The sequence below is a fragment of the Pseudomonas sp. JQ36 genome (genome assembly GCF_053851495.1).
The window spans coordinates 543,958-563,173 of the sequence record NZ_CM132642.1 but is presented as its reverse complement, the minus strand read 5'-3'; the positions used below and the strand labels follow the sequence as shown (position 1 = coordinate 563,173).

General features: G+C 61.6%; 18 protein-coding genes and 1 riboswitch. Of the genes, 5 read left to right on the top strand and 13 right to left on the bottom strand.

From position 1 onward, the window contains the following. Nucleotides 1-60: 60 nt before the first annotated feature. Genes ACS4NR_RS02735 through cobO form a run of 6 tightly spaced genes read right to left on the bottom strand, consistent with a single transcriptional unit; the run spans nt 61 to nt 6,036 of the window. Complete coding sequence (locus ACS4NR_RS02735) at nt 61-1,512, bottom strand: cobyric acid synthase (protein WP_456019030.1); 1,452 nt, start codon at nt 1,510-1,512, stop codon at nt 61-63. After that, the gene (cobD, locus tag ACS4NR_RS02730; RefSeq protein ID WP_456019029.1) at nt 1,509-2,501 is read right to left on the bottom strand and encodes a threonine-phosphate decarboxylase CobD; all 993 of its coding nucleotides are present in this window, start codon (nt 2,499-2,501) and stop codon (nt 1,509-1,511) included. Before cobD ends, ACS4NR_RS02735 begins: the two co-directional genes overlap by 4 nt. Then, nucleotides 2,494-3,402, bottom strand: a complete 909-nt coding sequence (gene cbiB, locus ACS4NR_RS02725; protein WP_047600242.1) for an adenosylcobinamide-phosphate synthase CbiB — start codon at nt 3,400-3,402, stop codon at nt 2,494-2,496. Before cbiB ends, cobD begins: the two co-directional genes overlap by 8 nt. Next, nucleotides 3,399-4,049, bottom strand: a complete 651-nt coding sequence (bluB, locus tag ACS4NR_RS02720) for a 5,6-dimethylbenzimidazole synthase (RefSeq protein WP_456019028.1) — start codon at nt 4,047-4,049, stop codon at nt 3,399-3,401. The genes cbiB and bluB overlap by 4 nt, the downstream gene beginning before the upstream one ends. Further along, a complete protein-coding gene (locus ACS4NR_RS02715) occupies nt 4,046-5,428 on the bottom strand; it encodes a cobyrinate a,c-diamide synthase (protein ID WP_095139434.1) in 1,383 nt (460 codons plus the stop codon). The genes bluB and ACS4NR_RS02715 overlap by 4 nt, the downstream gene beginning before the upstream one ends. Then, nucleotides 5,425-6,036, bottom strand: coding sequence for a cob(I)yrinic acid a,c-diamide adenosyltransferase (gene cobO / locus ACS4NR_RS02710; protein ID WP_003223053.1), 612 nt, complete (start codon nt 6,034-6,036; stop codon nt 5,425-5,427). The genes ACS4NR_RS02715 and cobO overlap by 4 nt, the downstream gene beginning before the upstream one ends. Nucleotides 6,037-6,117: 81 nt before the next feature. After that, nucleotides 6,118-6,348, bottom strand: a riboswitch (cobalamin riboswitch). 164 nt (nt 6,349-6,512) lie between these two features. Between cobO and ACS4NR_RS02705 the strand changes: the two genes are divergently transcribed. Both ACS4NR_RS02705 and ACS4NR_RS02700 read left to right on the top strand, forming a co-directional pair. After that, nucleotides 6,513-7,097, top strand: coding sequence for a hypothetical protein (locus tag ACS4NR_RS02705; protein ID WP_456019027.1), 585 nt, complete (start codon nt 6,513-6,515; stop codon nt 7,095-7,097). A gap of 66 nt (nt 7,098-7,163) precedes the next feature. Continuing rightward, nucleotides 7,164-8,477: a PQQ-dependent sugar dehydrogenase gene (locus ACS4NR_RS02700; RefSeq protein WP_456019026.1), complete on the top strand. Its 1,314-nt coding sequence runs from the start codon at nt 7,164-7,166 to the stop codon at nt 8,475-8,477. A 127-nt stretch (nt 8,478-8,604) separates the two neighbouring features. Here ACS4NR_RS02700 and ACS4NR_RS02695 read toward each other — a convergent pair whose 3' ends face one another. From ACS4NR_RS02695 to ACS4NR_RS02675, 5 genes are all read right to left on the bottom strand, one after another. Beyond that, nucleotides 8,605-9,141, bottom strand: a complete 537-nt coding sequence (locus ACS4NR_RS02695) for a C40 family peptidase (protein WP_034156233.1) — start codon at nt 9,139-9,141, stop codon at nt 8,605-8,607. A gap of 219 nt (nt 9,142-9,360) precedes the next feature. Then, nucleotides 9,361-9,975 carry a C40 family peptidase gene (locus tag ACS4NR_RS02690; RefSeq protein ID WP_095139431.1) on the bottom strand — a complete coding sequence of 205 codons (615 nt, stop codon included), beginning with the start codon at nt 9,973-9,975 and terminating at the stop codon, nt 9,361-9,363. 225 nt (nt 9,976-10,200) lie between these two features. Next, nucleotides 10,201-10,905, bottom strand: coding sequence for a DnaA regulatory inactivator Hda (gene hda / locus ACS4NR_RS02685; protein ID WP_025111852.1), 705 nt, complete (start codon nt 10,903-10,905; stop codon nt 10,201-10,203). A 219-nt stretch (nt 10,906-11,124) separates the two neighbouring features. After that, a complete protein-coding gene (locus ACS4NR_RS02680; RefSeq protein ID WP_095139430.1) occupies nt 11,125-12,198 on the bottom strand; it encodes an AI-2E family transporter in 1,074 nt (357 codons plus the stop codon). A gap of 34 nt (nt 12,199-12,232) precedes the next feature. Beyond that, nucleotides 12,233-13,291, bottom strand: a complete 1,059-nt coding sequence (locus ACS4NR_RS02675) for a DUF2066 domain-containing protein (protein WP_456019025.1) — start codon at nt 13,289-13,291, stop codon at nt 12,233-12,235. A gap of 374 nt (nt 13,292-13,665) precedes the next feature. Between ACS4NR_RS02675 and purM the strand changes: the two genes are divergently transcribed. From purM to ACS4NR_RS02660, 3 genes are read left to right on the top strand one after another with little or no spacing between them, the layout of a single operon-like run. Next, nucleotides 13,666-14,724 (top strand): phosphoribosylformylglycinamidine cyclo-ligase, encoded by a 1,059-nt coding sequence (purM, locus tag ACS4NR_RS02670; RefSeq protein ID WP_047600249.1) that lies wholly within the window; start codon nt 13,666-13,668, stop codon nt 14,722-14,724. Continuing rightward, nucleotides 14,724-15,374 (top strand): phosphoribosylglycinamide formyltransferase, encoded by a 651-nt coding sequence (gene purN, locus ACS4NR_RS02665; protein ID WP_456019024.1) that lies wholly within the window; start codon nt 14,724-14,726, stop codon nt 15,372-15,374. The genes purM and purN overlap by 1 nt, the downstream gene beginning before the upstream one ends. 8 nt (nt 15,375-15,382) lie before the next feature. Next, nucleotides 15,383-16,096, top strand: a complete 714-nt coding sequence (locus tag ACS4NR_RS02660) for a DUF3108 domain-containing protein (RefSeq protein ID WP_095139427.1) — start codon at nt 15,383-15,385, stop codon at nt 16,094-16,096. Nucleotides 16,097-16,290: 194 nt separating this feature from the next. On the opposite strand, the gene ACS4NR_RS02655 is transcribed toward ACS4NR_RS02660, so the two are convergent. Both ACS4NR_RS02655 and ACS4NR_RS02650 read right to left on the bottom strand, forming a co-directional pair. Beyond that, nucleotides 16,291-17,916 carry a methyl-accepting chemotaxis protein gene (locus tag ACS4NR_RS02655; protein WP_456019023.1) on the bottom strand — a complete coding sequence of 542 codons (1,626 nt, stop codon included), beginning with the start codon at nt 17,914-17,916 and terminating at the stop codon, nt 16,291-16,293. Between the two features lie 138 nt (nt 17,917-18,054). Further along, nucleotides 18,055-19,101 carry an amidohydrolase family protein gene (locus ACS4NR_RS02650; RefSeq protein WP_456019022.1) on the bottom strand — a complete coding sequence of 349 codons (1,047 nt, stop codon included), beginning with the start codon at nt 19,099-19,101 and terminating at the stop codon, nt 18,055-18,057. Nucleotides 19,102-19,216 lie beyond the last annotated feature (115 nt).

Here is a 19,216-nt window from a genome sequence, read left to right as displayed (position 1 = left end):
TCACTCCTGCAGGAGATCGCATTCCCCTGTAGGAGTGAGCCTGCTCGCGATGAATCCACCTCAAATACCGCAGAGCTGACGCAACAAATCGGTATCCAGATGCTGCTCCACCAGATCCGCCAGCCGCTCGATATCGCGCTCGCGCAAGCCGTGGTAATCCACTTCCTGCACAGCGCTCAACCCGGCCCAGCGCAGCAACGCGGCACTGGCTTGCGGCGACTCAAACAAACCGTGCAGATAGGTGCCGAACACCTGCCCGTCCGGACTCTGCGCGCCATCGCAACGACCGTCATCCAGATGCACCGCCGCATTCTCCAGCGCCGACCCTACCGTCACGCCGGCATGGATTTCATAGCCACTGACCTCGGCGTTTTCCAGCGCCAGACGCCCGCGCACATTGCGCAATTGCTTCTCGGCTTCCAGCGTGGTTTCGAACGCCAGCAAACCCAGCCCTGCACTGGAACCCGGCGCGCCTTCCAGACCCAAAGGATCGTGCACCTGCTCACCGAGCATTTGCAGACCGCCACAGATCCCCAGCAACTTGCCGCCATAACGCAGGTGCCGATTGATCGCCGTGCTCCAACCATTAGCGCGCAGATACGCGAGGTCGCTGCGCACGCTTTTCGAGCCGGGCAGGATGATCAGGTCGGCGGCAGGAATCGCCTGCCCCGGGCCGATGAATTGCAGGTCGACCTGCGGATGCAGACGCAGCGGATCGAAGTCAGTGTGGTTGCTGATGCGCGGCAGCACCGGCACCACCACTTTCAGCACTTGCTCGGCCTTGTCGGTCTGACGCTGGTCGATGCCGTCCTCAGCCTCCAGATGCAGGTCCATCACGTATGGCAATACGCCGACCACCGGTTTGCCGGTGCGCTGTTCCAGCCAGTCGAGGCCCGGTTGCAGCAAGGCGATGTCACCGCGAAAACGGTTGATGATGAAGCCCTTGACCCGTGCCTGTTCGCTCGGCGACAGCAACTCCAGCGTGCCGACCAGATGCGCGAAAACGCCGCCGCGATTGATGTCGGCGATCAGCAGCACCGGGCAATCCACCGCTTCGGCGAAGCCCATGTTGGCGATGTCACCGGCACGCAGGTTGATCTCGGCCGGCGAGCCAGCGCCTTCGACCATGACCAGCGGATACGCCGCGCTGAGCCGCTGGTGCGAGGCGAGCACCGCTTGCATGGCGATGGCTTTGTAGTCGTGATACGCCACCGCGTTCATGCTGGTGACCGCGCGGCCATGAATGATCACCTGCGCGCCGGTGTCGCTGTTGGGCTTGAGCAGCACCGGGTTCATGTCGGTGTGCGGTTCGAGATGCGCCGCTTGCGCCTGCACGGCTTGCGCACGGCCGATCTCGCCGCCGTCGGCGGTCACCGCGCTGTTAAGCGCCATATTCTGCGGTTTGAACGGCACCACCGCCACGCCCTGACGGGTGGCCCAGCGGCACAGCGCCGTCACCAGCGTGCTTTTACCGGCGTCGGACGTGGTGCCTTGAACCATCAAGGTTGTCATTGGTTTTCCTTGGCGAAAGCTTGCAGCGCTTGTTCGAGACGCGCTTCTTCAGCGGCGTTGGCCGGCAGACCAAAACGCAGGCTGCTGTTGTGGGTGAAGATGCGCAGGAGGATGCCGCGTCGGGCCATGAATTCGTGCAGCGCCGCCGCGTGCTCGGTGATCAGCCACTGGAACAACGCGCAACCACCGTGGGGTTTGAAGCCGTAGCGCTCCAGCAGCAAAGCCAGACGTTCACTGGCTTCATCGCTGCGAATGCGTTGCCGGGTGTGCGCTTCGGTGTCTTGCAGGCAAGCCTGACCGAGCACCCGCGTCGGCCCGCTCACCGCCCAGGGCCCGACCTGTTCCGCGAGCAATCTGAGCAATTTGCGTTCGGCCAGCACAAAGCCGAGACGCACCCCGGCCAGACCAAAAAACTTGCCGAACGAACGCAACACGATCAGGCCAACTTGATGGGTATGCGACGCCAGACTCAGCTGCGGCGTGTTATCCATGAACGCTTCATCGACCACCAGCCAACCGCCGCGCTGGGCCAGTCGCGCGTGCCAGTCGAGCAGCCGCGCCGGGGTCAGGCTCAGGCCGGTGGGGTTGTTCGGATTGACCACCACCAGCACGTCGAGGCTGTCGAGGAAGAATTCGACTTCCTGCTCCAGCACTTCGCGCACGATGTAACCGCTGCGGCGCCAGGCTTCGGCGTGCTCGGCATAACACGGCGACAACACGCCGACCTTGCCGGCGCGGCGCAAACGCGGCAGCAACTGAATCGCCATCTGCGAACCGGCCACCGGCAGCACCTGCGCGGCGCCGTAGTAATCGCACGCAGCCTGCTCCAGCCCGTCATCGGTTTCCGGCAAGCGCGCCCAGGCGCGCAACGGAATCTCCGGGACCGCAAACGGCCACGGCGCGAGGCCGCTGGAGAGGTCGAGCCAGTCAGCCTCGGCAATCCCGTAATCGAGTGCAGCCTTGCGCAGCCGGCCACCGTGCTCAAGCATAGAATTCAGCCCCCACGCAGAGAATCAGCAGCCATAACCATACCCCGCGCTGGACCAATTGCCAGCCGCGATCAATCGAATCGGCATCCGCCGGCGGACCTTCACCCAGTTGCGGACGCTCATGCAGTTCGCCGTGATAGATCGCCGGGCCGCCCAGTTCGACATTCAACGCACCGGCACCGGCAGCCATCACCGGACCGGCATTCGGGCTGTCCCATTGCGGCCCTTGGCTGCGCCAGCATTTCCAGGCAAGCCGGGTGTTGCCCAGCAGCGCGTAGGTCAGCGCCACCAACCGGGCCGGAATGTAGTTGAGCACGTCGTCGATTTTTGCCGCGCACCAGCCGAAGCGCTCGAAGCGTTCGTTGCGATAGCCCCACATCGCGTCGAGGGTGTTGCTCAATCGGTAGAGGACGACGCCCGGCGCGCCGGCCACGACAAACCAGAACAGCGCGGCGAACACCGCGTCGCTGCCATTTTCCAGCACCGATTCGGTGGCGGCACGGGCGACCGCGGTGCTGTCCAGTTCGCTGGTCTGGCGGCTGACCAGATAGCCAACACGCTTGCGCGCTTCTTCCAGATCATCAGCGCGCAAGGCGGCGGCTACCGGCGCGACATGCTCACCGAGGCTGCGCATGCCGAGGGCGCAATACAGCGCAAGAATCTCGACGATCCAGCCCACGTAGGGCGCCCAGGAAAACGCGGTGGCGAGCAAGGTCAGCGGCAGCACCGCGATCACCCACGCGGTGACCCCGTGACTGCGCCAGCCACGCCCGCCCGCATTGAAACGGCGCTCGATGCGCCCGGCAAAATTGCCGAACGCTACCAGCGGATGCCAGCGTTTCGGTTCACCCAGCAGCGCATCCAGCGCGACCGCGGCGACACTCAACAACGCCACACTCATTGACTCACTCCCCAATAATTTTCGTACAGCAACTCATTGAGCGGCCGCGCCTGCGCCCACCCTTCGAGTACCAGCATCGGCGCCGGATAGAATTCCTTGACCGGCCCCAGGCACAACACCGCCAGCGGCTTGGCCCCGGCCGGCAACCGCAGCAGATCGGCCAGTGCCTGCGGTTCGAACAGCGACACCCAGCCCATGCCCAGTCCTTCGGCACGGGAGGCCAGCCACAGATTCTGAATCGCGCAGGACAGCGAGGCCATGTCCATTTCCGGCAGCGTACGACGGCCGAAAATGTGTTTTTCACGATCGTCCATCAGTGCCGCGACCAGCACTTCGGCGCAGTCATTGATGCCTTCGACCTTGAGCTTCATGAACTCGTCACTGCGCTCGCCGAGGGCTTCGGCGGTACGCACGCGCTCTTCTTCGACGAGGTTCTGGATCTGCCCGCGCAAGCCGCGATCGCTGATGCGGATGAAACGCCATGGCTGCATCAGGCCGACGCTGGGCGCCTGATGCGCGGCTTCGAGCAGGCGGCGCAGCAACTCCGGCTCGACCGTGCCGCCGGTGAAGTGGCGCATGTCGCGGCGTTCGGCGATGACTTTATAGACCGCTGTGCGCTCGGCTTCAGTGAATGCGTTGTCGGTCATGGCCTCTTCGCGAGCAAGCCCGCTCCCACAGGGGTTAGGTGATCCAATGTGGGAGCGGGCTTGCTCGCGAAAGCGGCCTCAAGATCTGGCACAAACAGTGCCGCGATAGCCGCAGGATTCGACGGAAAGTAGAAATGCACGTACGACGCCGTCATCCGCCCTTCCCGATATACCGCCTCGGCTCCGCGCCCGCCATTCGGGCTCAGGCCCCGGGCGATCGGCGTCAGCTCAGTGGTGGTCAGGGAATGGTGATAGGTGTGGCCGCGCAACGAACCTTCCGGCAGATCCACCGCTTGCAGTGCCAGTGCCGCCAGACGTTTTTGCATTACCGCCTCACCGCGCAGCAGGCCGACCAGTTCGGCGCGGGTGCCGTCGACATCGGTCAACGCGTCGAGCAGATAGAGCATGCCGCCGCACTCGGCGAGCAACGGTTTGCCGGCGGCGTGGTGCGCACGGATCGCATCGAGCATCGCGGTGTTTTGCGATAACGCGACATGGTGCAATTCCGGATAACCACCGGGCAGATACAGACTGTCGGCCTCGGGCAATTGCGTATCGCGGATCGGCGAGAAGAAACTCAACTCGGCGCCCATCGCCCGTAGCAGGTCGAGACTGGCGCCGTAGGTGAAGGCAAAGGCCTCATCGCGAGCGACGGCGATGCGCACGCCGTCGAGCAGCGGTTCGGCAGGGATCACTTCAGGTGCGGCAAATTCCACGGCCGGTGGCAGCGCTACCTCGCAACTGCTGGCCAAGGCTTCGGCGGCGGCGTCGAGACGCAGGTCGAGATCATTCAATTCGCTGGCCTGCACCAGACCGAGGTGCCGGCTCGGCAACTCGATCCCGGTCTCGCGTGACAGCGCGCCGTACCAGCGCAGACCTTCGGTGAGGCTGCCTTCGAGCAACTGTGCATGACGCAAGGTGCCGACACGGTTGGCCAGCACGCCGGCGAATGGCAGGTCCGGCTGATACTTCGCCAAACCCAGTGCCAGGGCGCCAAAGGTCTGGGCCATGGCGGTACCGTCGATCACGCCGAGCACCGGCACGCCGAAATGCCGCGCCAGATCAGCGCTCGATGGTGTGCCGTCGAACAGGCCCATCACGCCTTCGATCAGGATCAGATCGGCTTCGGCAGCAGCTTCCCACAACAGACGGCGACTTTCCTGCTCGCCGACCATCCACATGTCCAGTTGATACACCGGCGCACCGCTGGCGCGCTCGAGAATCATCGGGTCGAGGAAGTCCGGGCCGCACTTGAACACGCGCACCTTGCGCCCCTGGTTGCGATGCAAGCGAGCGAGCGCGGCAGTGACGGTGGTCTTGCCCTGACCGGAGGCCGGCGCGGCAATCAGTACCGCCGGGCAGTGACGTGGTTGATTCAAAGTTCGACGCCTTTCTGCGCTTTGATGCCGGCCTGGAAGGCGTGTTTGAGCATGCCCATTTCGGTGACGGTATCGCCCATCTCGATCATTTCCGGCTTGGCCGCGCGACCGGTGACGATCACGTGCTGCATCGGCGGACGCGCCTGCAAGTCGCTGAGCACCTGATCAAGATCGAGGTAGCCGTGCTTGAGGGCGATGTTCAGTTCGTCCAGCACCACCAGGCCGATCGACGGATCGCGCAGCAGCTCGCGGGACACTGCCCACGCGGCTTCGGCGGCGGCGATGTCACGCTGGCGATCCTGGGTTTCCCAAGTGAAACCCTCGCCCATCACGTGAAAACGCACTTGCTCGGGAAAGCGGCGGAAGAACAGTTCTTCGCCGGTGCTGTTGCGACCCTTAATGAACTGCACCACGCCGCACTGCATGCCGTGGCCCATGGCGCGGGCGAGCATGCCGAACGCCGAGCTGCTTTTGCCTTTGCCATTGCCGGTCAGCACCAGCACCAGGCCGCACTCGTCAGGCGAATTGGCGATGCGTTCGTCGATCACGGCTTTTTTGCGCTGCATACGCGCCAGATGGCGTTCGTCGCGCTCGGGGGAATCGGTCATGGGGGAGCTCTCCGTTGAGGCTGGATAACGGCGGGCAGGCACAAGAATAGACGGCAAAAAGCCTGGCATCGCCCACCGTGATGCCGCTGGATGGATCAGGCCGGTCTCCGGGCTCATGAGCGGCGAATCGCCTGGCTGCGCGCCTTCCCGCTTCTGTCGAGGCAGTGGCTCAAGGCGCAGCTTTTACTCATTTACCGTTGCGGGGGCAGCGCCGGGATCGTGATCGTTCTTCGCCTGAAGACAACCCTCACCGGCTTCCCTGTTTCACTCTGTCGACACAGGTCACAGAGCACCTGAAACAAGCCGCGAAGGTTAGAGGGTTGGGGGTGGAGCGTCAATTAAAGAGGGGGCCGTCGGGCGAATAACTGCCGTCGATCAATTAACTGACGCCAATCTTGTGCCACACTGAGACAAGTGATATCAAAGAGCCATGCTTTTGTTTGAAAAAGCACACTACAACAATAAGGATGATGACGATGCAAGGCATGATCATCAGCAACCCGCGCCTGGAATTCCTGCGCCCGATGCTTGAACGCTGGTTTGACTGTATCGACCGCTACAACGCCATTCGCGGCGACAACGACACCCCTTACTGGCATGACGAGAAAGCCAATCTCGGATTGCTCTCCGCGGCGGCATGGATGGCCGAACTGGTGACCCTTTGCGATACCGCCACGCGCAAACAGAACGAGGAAGGCGAACGCAATGCCCGCGCCGACCTGTTCATCGCCGGGGCTGAAGACCGCGCCTACCTCCGGGCGACCCAACGCTGGCCGCGAGTCAACAACCTCAATCTGACCCAGGCCCTGCTGGACATCACCAGCGATGCCAAACGCATCAGCTTCGCCAGCGATCTCAAACTCGGCTGCCTGTTCGTCGCCCCGCAAAAGGCCCAGCACAGCGCCAGCCCCGAAGAACTGCAGGACATGGTCGACGACCTGCAAAAGGAACACTGCTGCGCGGTGGCCTGGTATTTCCCCTACGCCTACCGCAAGTTGCGCAGCGAAGCGGGCAACTATCACCCAGGCGTCGCCGTGCTGTTCAAAGAGGCCCGCGGTTGAGCGGTTGAACCATCGGGTGCGCAAGCTCCTCTATGATTAGGCAAGCATTCATAGGGAAGATCAGTAATGCGCAAAACCCAACTCGCTCTCGTCATCGCCCTCGCCGGAGGGCTCGCCGCCTGCGGTGAATCCTCCAGCCTGCAAGTTTCTGACGGCACCGGCCCGTCACCGAAACTGCCTGAACCGAACAAAACCCTGATCCCGACGGTGAACATCGCCCCGGCGGTCGGCTGGCCTGCGGGCGGCAAACCGACTGCTGCGGCCGGCACGCAAGTCGCGGCATTCGCCGAAGGCCTCGATCACCCGCGCTGGCTCTACGTACTGCCCAACGGTGATGTGCTGGTGGCGGAAACCAATGCCCCGCCCAAACCGGACGACAGCAGCGGCATTCGTGGCTGGGTGATGAAGAAAGTCATGGGCAAGGCCGGCGCTGGTGTGCCGAGCCCGAATCGCATCACCCTGCTGCGCGATGCCGACCACGACGGCGTGGCCGAGACCCGCACGGTGTTTCTGCAGAATCTCAACTCCCCGTTTGGCATGACCCTGGTCGGCAACGATCTGTACGTCGCCGACACCGATCGCCTGCTGCGCTTCCACTACGAGCAAGGCGCGACCGAGATCAAGACGCAGCCGATCAAAGTCACCGACCTGCCGGGCGGCACCATGAACCATCACTGGACCAAGAACGTCACCGCCAGCAAGGACGGCAACAAGCTGTACGTCACCGTCGGCTCGAACAGCAACGTCGGCGAGAATGGTCTGGATAAAGAAGAAGGACGTGCGGCGATTTGGGAAGTGGATCGCGCCACCGGCAACCACCGGATCTTCGCCTCGGGCATTCGCAACCCCAACGGCCTGGCATGGGAGCCCACCACAGGCGCGTTGTGGACAGCGGTCAACGAACGTGACGAGATCGGCAGCGATCTGGTGCCGGACTACATCACCTCGGTCAAGGACGGTGGCTTCTATGGCTGGCCATTCAGCTACTACGGTCAGCACGTGGATGTGCGGGTGAAGCCGCAGAATCTGGATCTGGTGGCCAAGGCTATCGCCCCGGACTACGCCGTCGGCCCGCATACCGCCTCGCTGGGCCTGACCTTCGCTGAAGGCAATAGCCTGCCGGCGCAGTTCAAGGAGGGCGCGTTCATCGGCCAGCACGGCTCGTGGAACCGCAAACCGCACAGTGGCTATAAAGTGATTTTCGTACCATTCGCCGCCGGCAAGCCGAACGGAGCACCGGTGGATGTGCTGACCGGTTTCCTCGACAAGGACGAGAACGCGCTGGGTCGCCCGGTAGGCGTGGTGATCGACCAGCAAGGTGGTTTGCTGGTAGCAGATGATGTGGGGAACAAGGTTTGGCGAGTGTCGTCCGCCAAATAATCTGACACACCCTAAAACAACTGTGGGAGCGGGCTTGCTCGCGAAAGCGTCAAGTCATTCAACATCGTAGTTGAATGACACAGCGCATTCGCGAGCAAGCCCGCTCCCACATTTAAATCCTCAGCGGTTACGGGTTATGCGCCAGATGCTCAGGCTGCAACACCCGCTTGGCACTCAGATACGCCTTCTGCCAGTACGCCTTCGACAGACTGTCCAGCTTCACCGTGCCGCCGGTGGCCGGCGCATGCACGAAGCGCCCTTCCCCAACGTAAATCCCCGCATGGCTGACCTGCGAGCCGCCATTGGTAGCGAAGAAGATCAGGTCGCCGGTCTGCAAACCCTCTTTGCCGACATTCGGCGCCTGCATCACGATCATCTCGCGCGTCGAACGCGGCAAGCTGATGCCGGCAGCATCGCGGTAGACGAAACCGATCAGACCACTGCAATCGAACCCGGAGTCCGGTGTGTTGCCGCCCCAACGATAAGGCGTGCCGACCAGGCCCAGCGCGCGAAACAGCACGTCTTCAGCAGCAGGCGAAAAAGCTTGGGAAGGCCCGAACACCACCGGAGCGCGTACGACGGGCGCAGGCGGCGGAGTGCGGCTGGCGCAGGCGCTGAGCAGCGCTGCGAAGAAGATCAACGTGAGGCGGGCCGACATCGTCATAAGCAGAACATCCTGATCTGGCTGCGGCTTTCTCTGCCGAATGGACAGAAACAAAACCGCCTGCGCAGCACGCAGGCGGTTTGCCATCAATATAGATACAGGATTCTAGCGGCTACGCGGCAAACTTCAAGTAAGACTTTAACTTCACCTTGTAAAGTCTAGGTCTACTTCCCAGCCGGAACCGTTTTTGTCGCCACGGACGTGGCGACAACGGGGGAATTACTTGCGAGCAGTGACCACGGTCGGTGCCATCGCGAGGGCGCGCTTGGCTTCTATGAAAGTCTTGCTCCAGTAGCTGTCACCCAGGCTGTCGATGCGAACACCGCCGCTGCGACGACTGCTGGAGTGGATGAACTGGTTGTCACCCAGGTAGATCCCGGCGTGACTTACACGACCGCGACGACCATTGGTGGCGAAGAACAGCAGGTCGCCCGGCTCAAGGTTGCCGCGCGAGACCAGAGGAGCATCGACGTTGATCATTTCGCGGGTGGAGCGCGGCAGATTCATGCCGGCTTCTTCGCGGAACAGATAACCGATGAAACCGCTGCAGTCGAAACCGGCTTCAGAGGTACCGCCGAAACGGTAACGGGTACCGATCAGGGACATGCCGCGTTCGAGGATGCTGTCGGCCAGAACCGGGAGCTCGTACGGCTTCTTGTTGAAGTCCGAGAGTTCTTTTTCGGTGTCCAGCTCTTCCTGGTAAATAACGGAAGACTGGGCAGTGGCAGAATTTTTAACCTGTTGAGGCTGCTCTTGAACTGGAGAATGAGCAGCGCAACCGAACAACAGGGTGACGAGTGCGAGAGGCACGAGGGGTGCGAAGCGCTTTAGCATGGGCACGACCGTGGCTGAAGTTGTAAAGAAGCCGAGACTATGCCCGCTATCGGCCTCATTTGCAAATTCAATCGATCTTTTTGTGACTTCCCGGTTTCTCGTTTACATCTAAGCGCTTAAGCCCATTTGACTCGATACGCGGTCTGCACACGTTGCGGAAAAGCGGGTTTTCTGGCGCCTGAAATATGTCGAAACGCGGTCAAAGCCGCGTATTTCAAGGGCTGGCTACCAGCCGAGGGTTTCTTTCAGGAACGGGATCGTCAGCTTGCGTTGCGCCTGCAGCGAGGCCTGATCCAGCTGTTCGAGCAGGTCGAACAATGCACTCATGCTGCGGGTACCGCGAGTCAGAATAAAGTGTCCGACTTCATCGGTCAGGTGCAGGCCGCGACGCGACGCGCGCAATTGCAGAGCACGCAATTTGTCTTCATCGGAGAGCGGACGCATCTGGAAAATCAGCGCCAGGGTCAGGCGCGATTTGAGGTCAGCCAGTTTCACCGGCAGTTCGCGTGGCGAAGTTGAAGCAGCAATCAGCAAGCGCCGTCCGCTGTCACGCAGGCGGTTGAACAGATGAAACATCGCCTCTTCCCAGTCCGGCTTGCCGGCAATCACCTGCAAGTCATCCAGGCAGACCAGTTCGTACTGTTCAAGGTTGTCGAGGATCTCGATGCCGCGATCCATCAACTCGGCCAGCGGCAGATACACCGCCGGTTCACCCATCTGTTCGAAACGCAGACACGCGGCCTGCAACAGATGCGTACGCCCTACCCCATGCTTGCCCCACAGGTAGATCAGGCTTTCGGTCCAGCCGGCGTCGGCTTCGCATAGGCGCTCGACATAGCCGAGTGCAGCGGCATTGGCGCCTGGGTAGTAGTTGATGAAGGTGGCGTCGTCACGCAGACGCACACCTAGGGGCAGCTGAATCGGTTTCATGCTGACTGAACAGTTCTCAAGGAACCGTTAGTGGCCTCTGTGTAAAGTTTGCGAAGTTTATACCCGTGAAGCTGAGCGCACAATGCGACAGACCCCAAGCAAAATCAAAGGTTTGCGTTAATACGCTGGTTTTATGACAGTTTCTCTGACGCGGTATCGAACCACCCCGCCGCAAAACACGGGCCAACCCGGCACAATGCCGGGCCGCCCGTGATCGGTTTACAACTCAGGCTCATCTGCCCCGCTGTAGATATCCGAGTCCTTGTATAGATCGTGCACATGACGCACCAGCACCATGATCACCGCCGCCACCGGCAGTGCCAGCAGGACACCGGTAAAACCGAACAGCTCGCCGCCGGCCAGGATCGCGAAGATCACCGCTACCGGATGCAGGCCGATCCGGTCGCCCACCAGCAGTGGCGTCAGCACCATGCCTTCCAGCGCCTGCCCGACCATGAACACCGCGACGATCCCGATCATCGGATACAGATCGCCACCGAACTGGAACAACCCGGCAATCAGTGCCGCGCCAATCCCGATCACGAACCCCATGTACGGCACGATGGCCGCCAGACCTGCGATCAGGCCGATCAACAGCCCCAGCTCCAGACCAACAATCATCAGGCCCGCGGCGTAGATCACGCCCAGCGCCAGCATCACCAGCAACTGCCCGCGCACGAACGCGCCGAGCACCTCGTGGCACTCACCGGCGAGCGAGACGATGGTTTCTTCACGATCACGCGGCAGCAGGCTGCGGATCTTGGCCATCATCACGTCCCAGTCGCGCAGCAGGTAGAAACTCACCACCGGGATCAGCACCAGGTTCGCCAGCCAGCCGATCAGTGCCAGACTCGATGCCGTCGCCTGACTCAGCACCACACCGACGATGTCAGTGGTCTGCCCCATGTGTTCGCTGATCGCCGCCTTGACCTTGTCGAACTTCCAGAAACCGTCAGACAAACCCAATTTCGACTGCGCCCACGGCACCGCCGTGTGTTGCAACCAGTCGAGCATTTGCGGGGCCAGCTCGTACAAGCGCAGCAACTGCTTGGCGAGCATCGGCACCAGCACCAGCATCAGCGCCGTGACGATCAGGGTGAACAAGGCAAACACTGCGATCACGCCCCAAGTGCGCGACAGGCCCAGCCGTTCCAGGCGATCCACCAGCGGATCGAACAGATACGCCAGCAGCAGCGCCACCAGAAACGGCGTGAGGATCGGGTGCAGCAACCACACAAACGCGCAAAGCAGGACTACCCCACCGAGCCAGAACCAACGCCGCGTATCGGCCATGTACCACTCCTACTGCTTCTATATAAGGAAAGACTTACCAGCGAAACCGCAATGACGGTGCAGCCGGTGTCGGAGCCGGAGCCGCAACGGGCGCTGCTCCCGCCACCGCAGGCTGCGGCGCGGCCACCGGGGCCGGCGGTTCGGCCGGCAACTCCTGCAACTTGGCCAGCGACAACTGCGCACGCAACTGATCGGCACTGCCGTTGACCCGATACACGATGCGATCACCATCGACACTTTGCAGACGCACACCGAACGGTTCGAGTAACCGCAGCAGCGCGGCGTAATGTTCCAGATTCATGCCCTGCACTTCCAGGGTCTGTTGGCCCGAAGCGCCAGGCCTGGCGACAAAGCGCGGCGCCAGACGCTCGGCCACCGCGAGCATCACCGCATCGGCCACGCTAGCCTGATCGGTTCCCTGCACACTGCCGGCCTCTTTCTGATCGCCCAGCCACAGACGCCACTTGGCCTGCCACTGCCCACCCTCTTCGTGCGCATGCACCGCCAATAAGGCATCCGCGCCGTAACGCTCAGAAGCACCGCGCAATGGCGCGGGATCGCTGCCATCCAGCACTGGGGCGGTGGCCACCAGTTGCTCGCTCAGATCCGCCAGTGGCAGACGCAGCGGCAAGCCGCGATGCTGAGCCGCAGACCGCAGTGGTGCAGCCGCTGCCTGACCGTCGCCGACCAGGCTCGAACCTTCAGTCGAATCGTTCAGCCACCAGCTCAGAATCGACGGCCGACTTGCCCCCCACAATGACAGCCCTGCCCGGCGCAGCGCCTGCTCGGTGGTGGCCGGATCGAAATCGACCTTGAGCACCTCCGGCGGCCCGGCATCGAAACCGAACTGACTGATGATCTGCTGCGGATCCTTGCGAATCGCTGCCAGCCCCGGATTCTGCGAAGCCTTGGGGTCGCCGGTCAGGCGCAACACCAGCGTATCCAGTGCCGCCTGAGTGGCGCGATCACGCTCTTCCGGCGCCTGGCTGCTGACTGGCTGGCGCACTTGATAGAGACCTTTGAGGTTTTCGGCATGACTCGCCAGGCTGACCAACGACAAACAACCCACAACCAACAATTTACAAAAACGCATGGAGAATTCCCGTCGACAGGAGCGGCTGGAACAGGCCGCGTGAACCGGTTAAGCAAGGCTGTGACAATCTGCCATCGCAAAACATTCACACGGTAGCGGTAAGTTTTTGCACAGTGATAACGATAGACGGTTAATCGGCACACCTTATACAGGCAGCCGCCCGGCACAATTGCAAAAAATTTCCGCTGATTATGCCCCTGCCCGTCGGCGCGAGGATGGCCGCTGCCCCTCAAGCCTGATAAAATCGCGCGCCTTCGCAGACCGGCAACAGCCGGGCACCCCGAAATTCGCGTGAGGCCATCGCCCTCTCGATTTCGATGTTCCCACTGAACTCGGTCGTTACCCCTGAATCCCCTCCCCTAAAGGCCTGGATCATGAGCAAGCAACCCTCCCTGAGCTACAAGGACGCCGGTGTAGACATCGACGCCGGTGAAGCATTGGTCGAACGCATCAAGAGCGTCGCCAAGCGCACTGCGCGCCCGGAAGTCATGGGCGGCCTGGGCGGTTTCGGCGCCCTCTGCGAAATCCCGGCCGGCTACAAGCAGCCTGTGCTGGTTTCCGGCACCGACGGCGTTGGCACCAAGCTGCGTCTGGCGCTGAACCTGAACAAGCACGACAGCATCGGCATCGACCTGGTTGCCATGTGCGTCAACGACCTGGTCGTTTGCGGTGCCGAGCCACTGTTCTTCCTCGACTACTACGCCACCGGCAAACTGAATGTCGACACCGCTGCCCAGGTGGTAACCGGCATCGGCGCCGGCTGCGAACTGTCCGGTTGCTCGCTGGTTGGCGGCGAAACCGCTGAAATGCCTGGCATGTACGAAGGCGAAGACTACGATCTGGCCGGTTTCTGCGTCGGCGTGGTGGAAAAAGCCGAAATCATCGACGGCTCGAAAGTCGCCACCGGTGACGCACTGATCGCCCTGCCATCGTCCGGCCCGCACTCCAACGGCTACTCGCTGATCCGCAAGATCATCGAAGTGTCCGGCGCCGACATCGAAAACATCCAGCTCGACGGCAAACCGCTGACCGACCTGCTGATGGCCCCGACCCGCATCTACGTGAAGCCGCTGCTCAAGCTGATCAAAGACACCGGCGCAGTCAAAGCCATGGCCCACATCACCGGTGGCGGCCTGCTGGACAACATCCCGCGCGTTCTGCCAAAAGGCGCTCAGGCCGTGGTTGACGTGGCCAGCTGGACTCGCCCGGCGGTGTTCGACTGGCTGCAGGAGAAAGGCAACGTCGACGAGACAGAAATGCACCGCGTACTGAACTGCGGCGTGGGCATGGTCATCTGCGTGGCTCAGGAGCACGTTGAAGTGGCCCTGAAAACCCTGCGTGACGCCGGCGAACAGCCTTGGGTCATCGGTCAGATCGCTGCCGCTGCCGAAGGCGCTGCTCAGGTTGATCTGCAGAACCTTAAGGCTCATTAATGTCCGCAACCTGTGATGTCGTGGTGCTGTTGTCCGGCACCGGCAGTAACTTGCAGGCTCTGATCGACAGCACGCGGACCGGCGACAGCCCGGTCCGCATCGCTGCGGTGATTTCCAACCGTGCCGACGCCTACGGCCTGCAACGCGCCAGCGACGCGGGTATCGCCACCCGCTCGCTGGATCACAAGGCCTTCGAAGGTCGCGAGGCCTTCGATGCCGCCCTGATCGAACTGATCGACGAATTCAAACCGAAACTCTTGGTGCTGGCCGGCTTCATGCGCATTCTCAGCGCTGACTTCGTGCGTCACTACCAGGGTCGCCTGCTTAATATCCACCCGTCGCTGCTGCCCAAATACAAAGGGTTACACACTCATCAGCGCGCGCTGGAGGCCGGCGACGCGGAACACGGCTGCTCTGTGCACTTCGTCACCGAGGAACTCGATGGTGGACCACTGGTCGTACAAGCAGTAATACCGGTAGAGTTGCACGACACGCCGCAGACACTTGCGCAGCGAGTGCATGTCCAGGAACACTTGATCTACCCGATGGCGGTACGCTGGTTTGGCGAAGGCCGACTGGTACTCGGTGAACAAGGTGCATTACTGGACGGCCAGCTACTCGCGGCCAGCGGCCACTTGATTCGACACTAGGAGATTTTATGCGTCGCGCCCTGCTCTTCGCTTGCGCTCTGCTCACCCTGCCCTTCGCGCAGGCGGCAGACCTTCAACCGTTCTCCGCCAGCTACACCGCCGACTGGAAGCAGCTGCCCATGAGCGGCACTGCCGAACGCAGCCTGACCAAGGAAGCCAACGGCGTCTGGAAACTCAGCTTCAAGGCGTCGATGATGATCGCCAGCCTGACTGAAGAAAGCACACTGACGCTGGACAAGGACACCCTGCTGCCACAGTCCTATCACTTCGAACGTGGTGGTCTGGGCAAAGCGAAAAAGGCTGATCTGGACTTCGACTGGAACAGCAAGATGGTCACCGGCACCGACCGTGGCGACGCGGTGAAGATCCCTCTGAACCGTGGCATGGTCGACAAGTCGACCTACCAACTGGCGCTGCAGCATGACGTGGCCGCCGGCAAAAAGACCATGAGCTATCAGGTGGTCGATGACGGTGAAGTCGATACTTATGACTTCCGCGTGTTGGGCTCGGAAAAAGTCGAGACCAAGGCTGGCCAGATCGATGCGATCAAAGTCGAACGCGTGCGCGACCCGACACAAAGCAAACGCATCACTGTGCTGTGGTTCGCCAAGGACTGGGATTACCTGCTGGTCCGCCTGCAACAGGTGGAAACCGACGGCAAGGAGTACAACATCATGCTCCAGGACGGTACGGTCAACGGCAAGGCTGTCAAAGGCAGCTGATCCGCCGCTACAACGAAAGGCCCCGCAGATGCGGGGCTTTTTTGTGCCTGCGATTTCTCAGGCGACACACAAGTACTGTGGGAGCGGGCTTGCTCGCGAAGGCGGTCTGCCAGCTAACGGAGATGTAGCTGATACAACGCCTTCGCGAGCGAGCTCGCTCCCACAGAGGGTCAGCTCGATCTTCAAGGGTCAGCTCAGACCGAAAACTTGGCCACCATATTGTTCAAATCCACCGCCAGCCGCGACAACTCCTGGCTCGCCGCACTGGTCTGATTCGCCCCCGCCGACGTCTGCATTGCCAGATCGCGGATGTTCATCAGATTGCGGTCCACCTCCCGTGCCACCGCCGCCTGCTCCTCCGAGGCGCTGGCGATCACCAGGTTGCGCTCGTTGATCAAGGTGAATGCCGAGGCGATTTCCTCCAGCGCCACGCCCGCGGCCTTGGCCAGCTCCAGGGTCGAATTGGCGCGGACGCTGCTCTGCTGCATTGAACTCACCGCCGAATCGGTGCCCTGCTGGATGCCACCGATCATCTGCTCGATTTCCTGGGTCGATTGCTGGGTGCGGTGCGCCAGCGCCCGCACCTCGTCGGCCACTACCGCGAAGCCACGACCGGCATCCCCGGCGCGCGCCGCCTCGATCGCCGCGTTCAGCGCGAGCAGATTGGTCTGCTCGGCAATCGAGCGGATCACGTCGAGCACTTTGCTGATGCCGTGAACCTTCTGCGCCAGGTCCTCGACCTGCGTGGCGTTGGAGGTCACATCTTCAGCCAGGGATTCGATTGACGTCACGGTCTGGTTGACCTGTTCGCGCCCATGCTGAGCAATCCGGTCAGATTCGCGCGACGCCTCGGAAGTCGCCACGGCGTTGCTCGCCACCTCTTCCACGGCAGCGGTCATCTGATTGACTGCGGTGGCCGCCTGCTCGATCTCCAGACTTTGCTGATGCAGCCCGCGCGTGGCGTCCTCGGTGACGCAACTGAGTTCCTCCGAGGCCGACGCCAACTGGCTGGACGACTCGGAAATCTGCCGGATGGTGTCGCGCAGGTTGTGCTGCATGCTTTTCAGCGCCTGCAGCAGCCGCGCCGGTTCGTCCTTGCCCGAAATAGTGATATCGCCAGTCAGATCGCCACCGGCCACCACTTGCGCCACGCCCAACGACTGCGTCAGCGGCAGGACGATGCTGCGAGTCAGCAACAACGCCAGGCCGATGGTGACAAGGGCCGTTATGCCGATCATCACCCCGACCCACACTCGCGAATTGGTGAAGACCAGCCGCGCGGCTTCGGTGGCGAGATTGGCATTGTGTTTGTTCAGTTCGACCAGTTCACGCAGGGTGACCGCAATCTCGTCGGCCAACGGGCTCATTTCACCATTGAGGATGGCCGCCGCCTCTTCCACTCGATTCTGGGCAGACAACTGCATGACCTGCGCCTGAAGCTCCAGATATTGGTGCTCGGCGACCTTGAAGCGATCGAACAGTCCGCGCTCCTGAGGCAGCACGATCAGCACGTCATAACGCTGCTGAGCCTCACTGAGCGCACCGCGCAGCTCATTGAGCTTGGCGACATTCTGCTGCAGCGCCTGCGGGTCGCGATTGAGCAGCAGGCGCATGGTCAGCGCACGCAGGCGCAGCATGTCCTGACTCATCTCGCCGACCGCCATCACGCTCGGCAGCCAGTTGTTGTCGACCTCATCAGACTGCGCGCGCATGTTCGCCATTTGCAGCAGGGCGAACGCCCCCAAGGCAAACACCATCAGCGCCAATACACCAAACCCCAGGCCGGCACGCGGCGCGATATTGAGACTACGGATGCTCATTACTCTGGTTCCTTCCAAAAGCGCTGCATCAACCCTGCAGCTGGTTGCTTTAGAAGGTATCGGCCCGGCGACAATTTGCGTAAGACGAAAAGGTGATATCAAAAGGCCTTGATACTTCGAACCCTCGACATTAACGATTCAGCGCGCTTTCCCGGACTTTGCTGCTGTTCGTGGCAATATTGCCAGGAAGTTATCCCGGGCGACTTTGCGCGCGACGTCTTCGGGCAATGCATCAAGGAACGGCGTGAAACTGCGCATTTCCTTACCGAGTTTGTTGAATCGGCCCACAACATCCGAACCCACCATGAACCGATCAGGGTACTTCTCGACCAACCCCAGCCATTCCGCGCGCGGCTTGCCCTGTTCGTCCAGCAAGTACGGCGTGAGCATGCTCCACGACAGGTCGATGAACAGATTCGGATAGGATTCCAGCATCCGGCTGACAGTGGGCAGAAGGAATTCCAGCTGCGTCTGGTGCCGGTGAATCTCCGCGCTGGTGCCGGCGTGCGCCCAGATGAACCGCGTGTGCGGATGATTACGCAGCGGTTCTTCGACTTCCTTCAGGTACAGCGGATTTTTCTCACGCTTGGAAGTGATGTTGGAATGCAGCATCACCGGCAGATCGTTTTCCGCCGCCAAGTGATAAATCCGCTGCATCGCCTCATTATTGGCCCGTGGCGTGTCGCCGGCGGTCAACGCCGTCAAGTCATCATGGCGGGTGAACACCTCACCAATGCCCTGCCACAGCCCCGGATACAGGTCGAGCATGCGCTGAATGTGCGCGGCGGAGTTCTTGTCGTTGGGGTTGAACCCGGACAGAAACGGGTGGAAATGCTGACGCTGCTCCGGGGTGAGTTTCAGCACGGCATCGGCGACGATCACGTCGGTGGCGCTGTACCAATAGGCATCAGCGTCATCGCCGGCGTAATAGCGCGGACGCTTGGGCTCGTCTTCGTGCCACTTCTTCGCGACGGGAATCCCGGAAATCATCACATGGTCGATGGAACTGTCCTTCATCGCCGTGAGCAATTTCGCCATGCCGGCGGTTTCCTGGAAAAAATCCACGTAGTGCAGGTGCGCATCGCTGTAGGTGTAATCGCGGGCGCTGGCAGCGCTGGCAAATGCCAGCAGGCAGGCAAGACTCAAACGAAACAAGGACACAAGTAATCTCCGACAGGTAGGCATAGCCTAGACCCTGAGCCGATCACAAGGGTTCATCCTGCAGGAAAGTGGAACGCGCCTCCGTAGGAATGCTCTATAACTGCAAGGTCTTTTTTGATCGAACGACTTTTTCCTACTG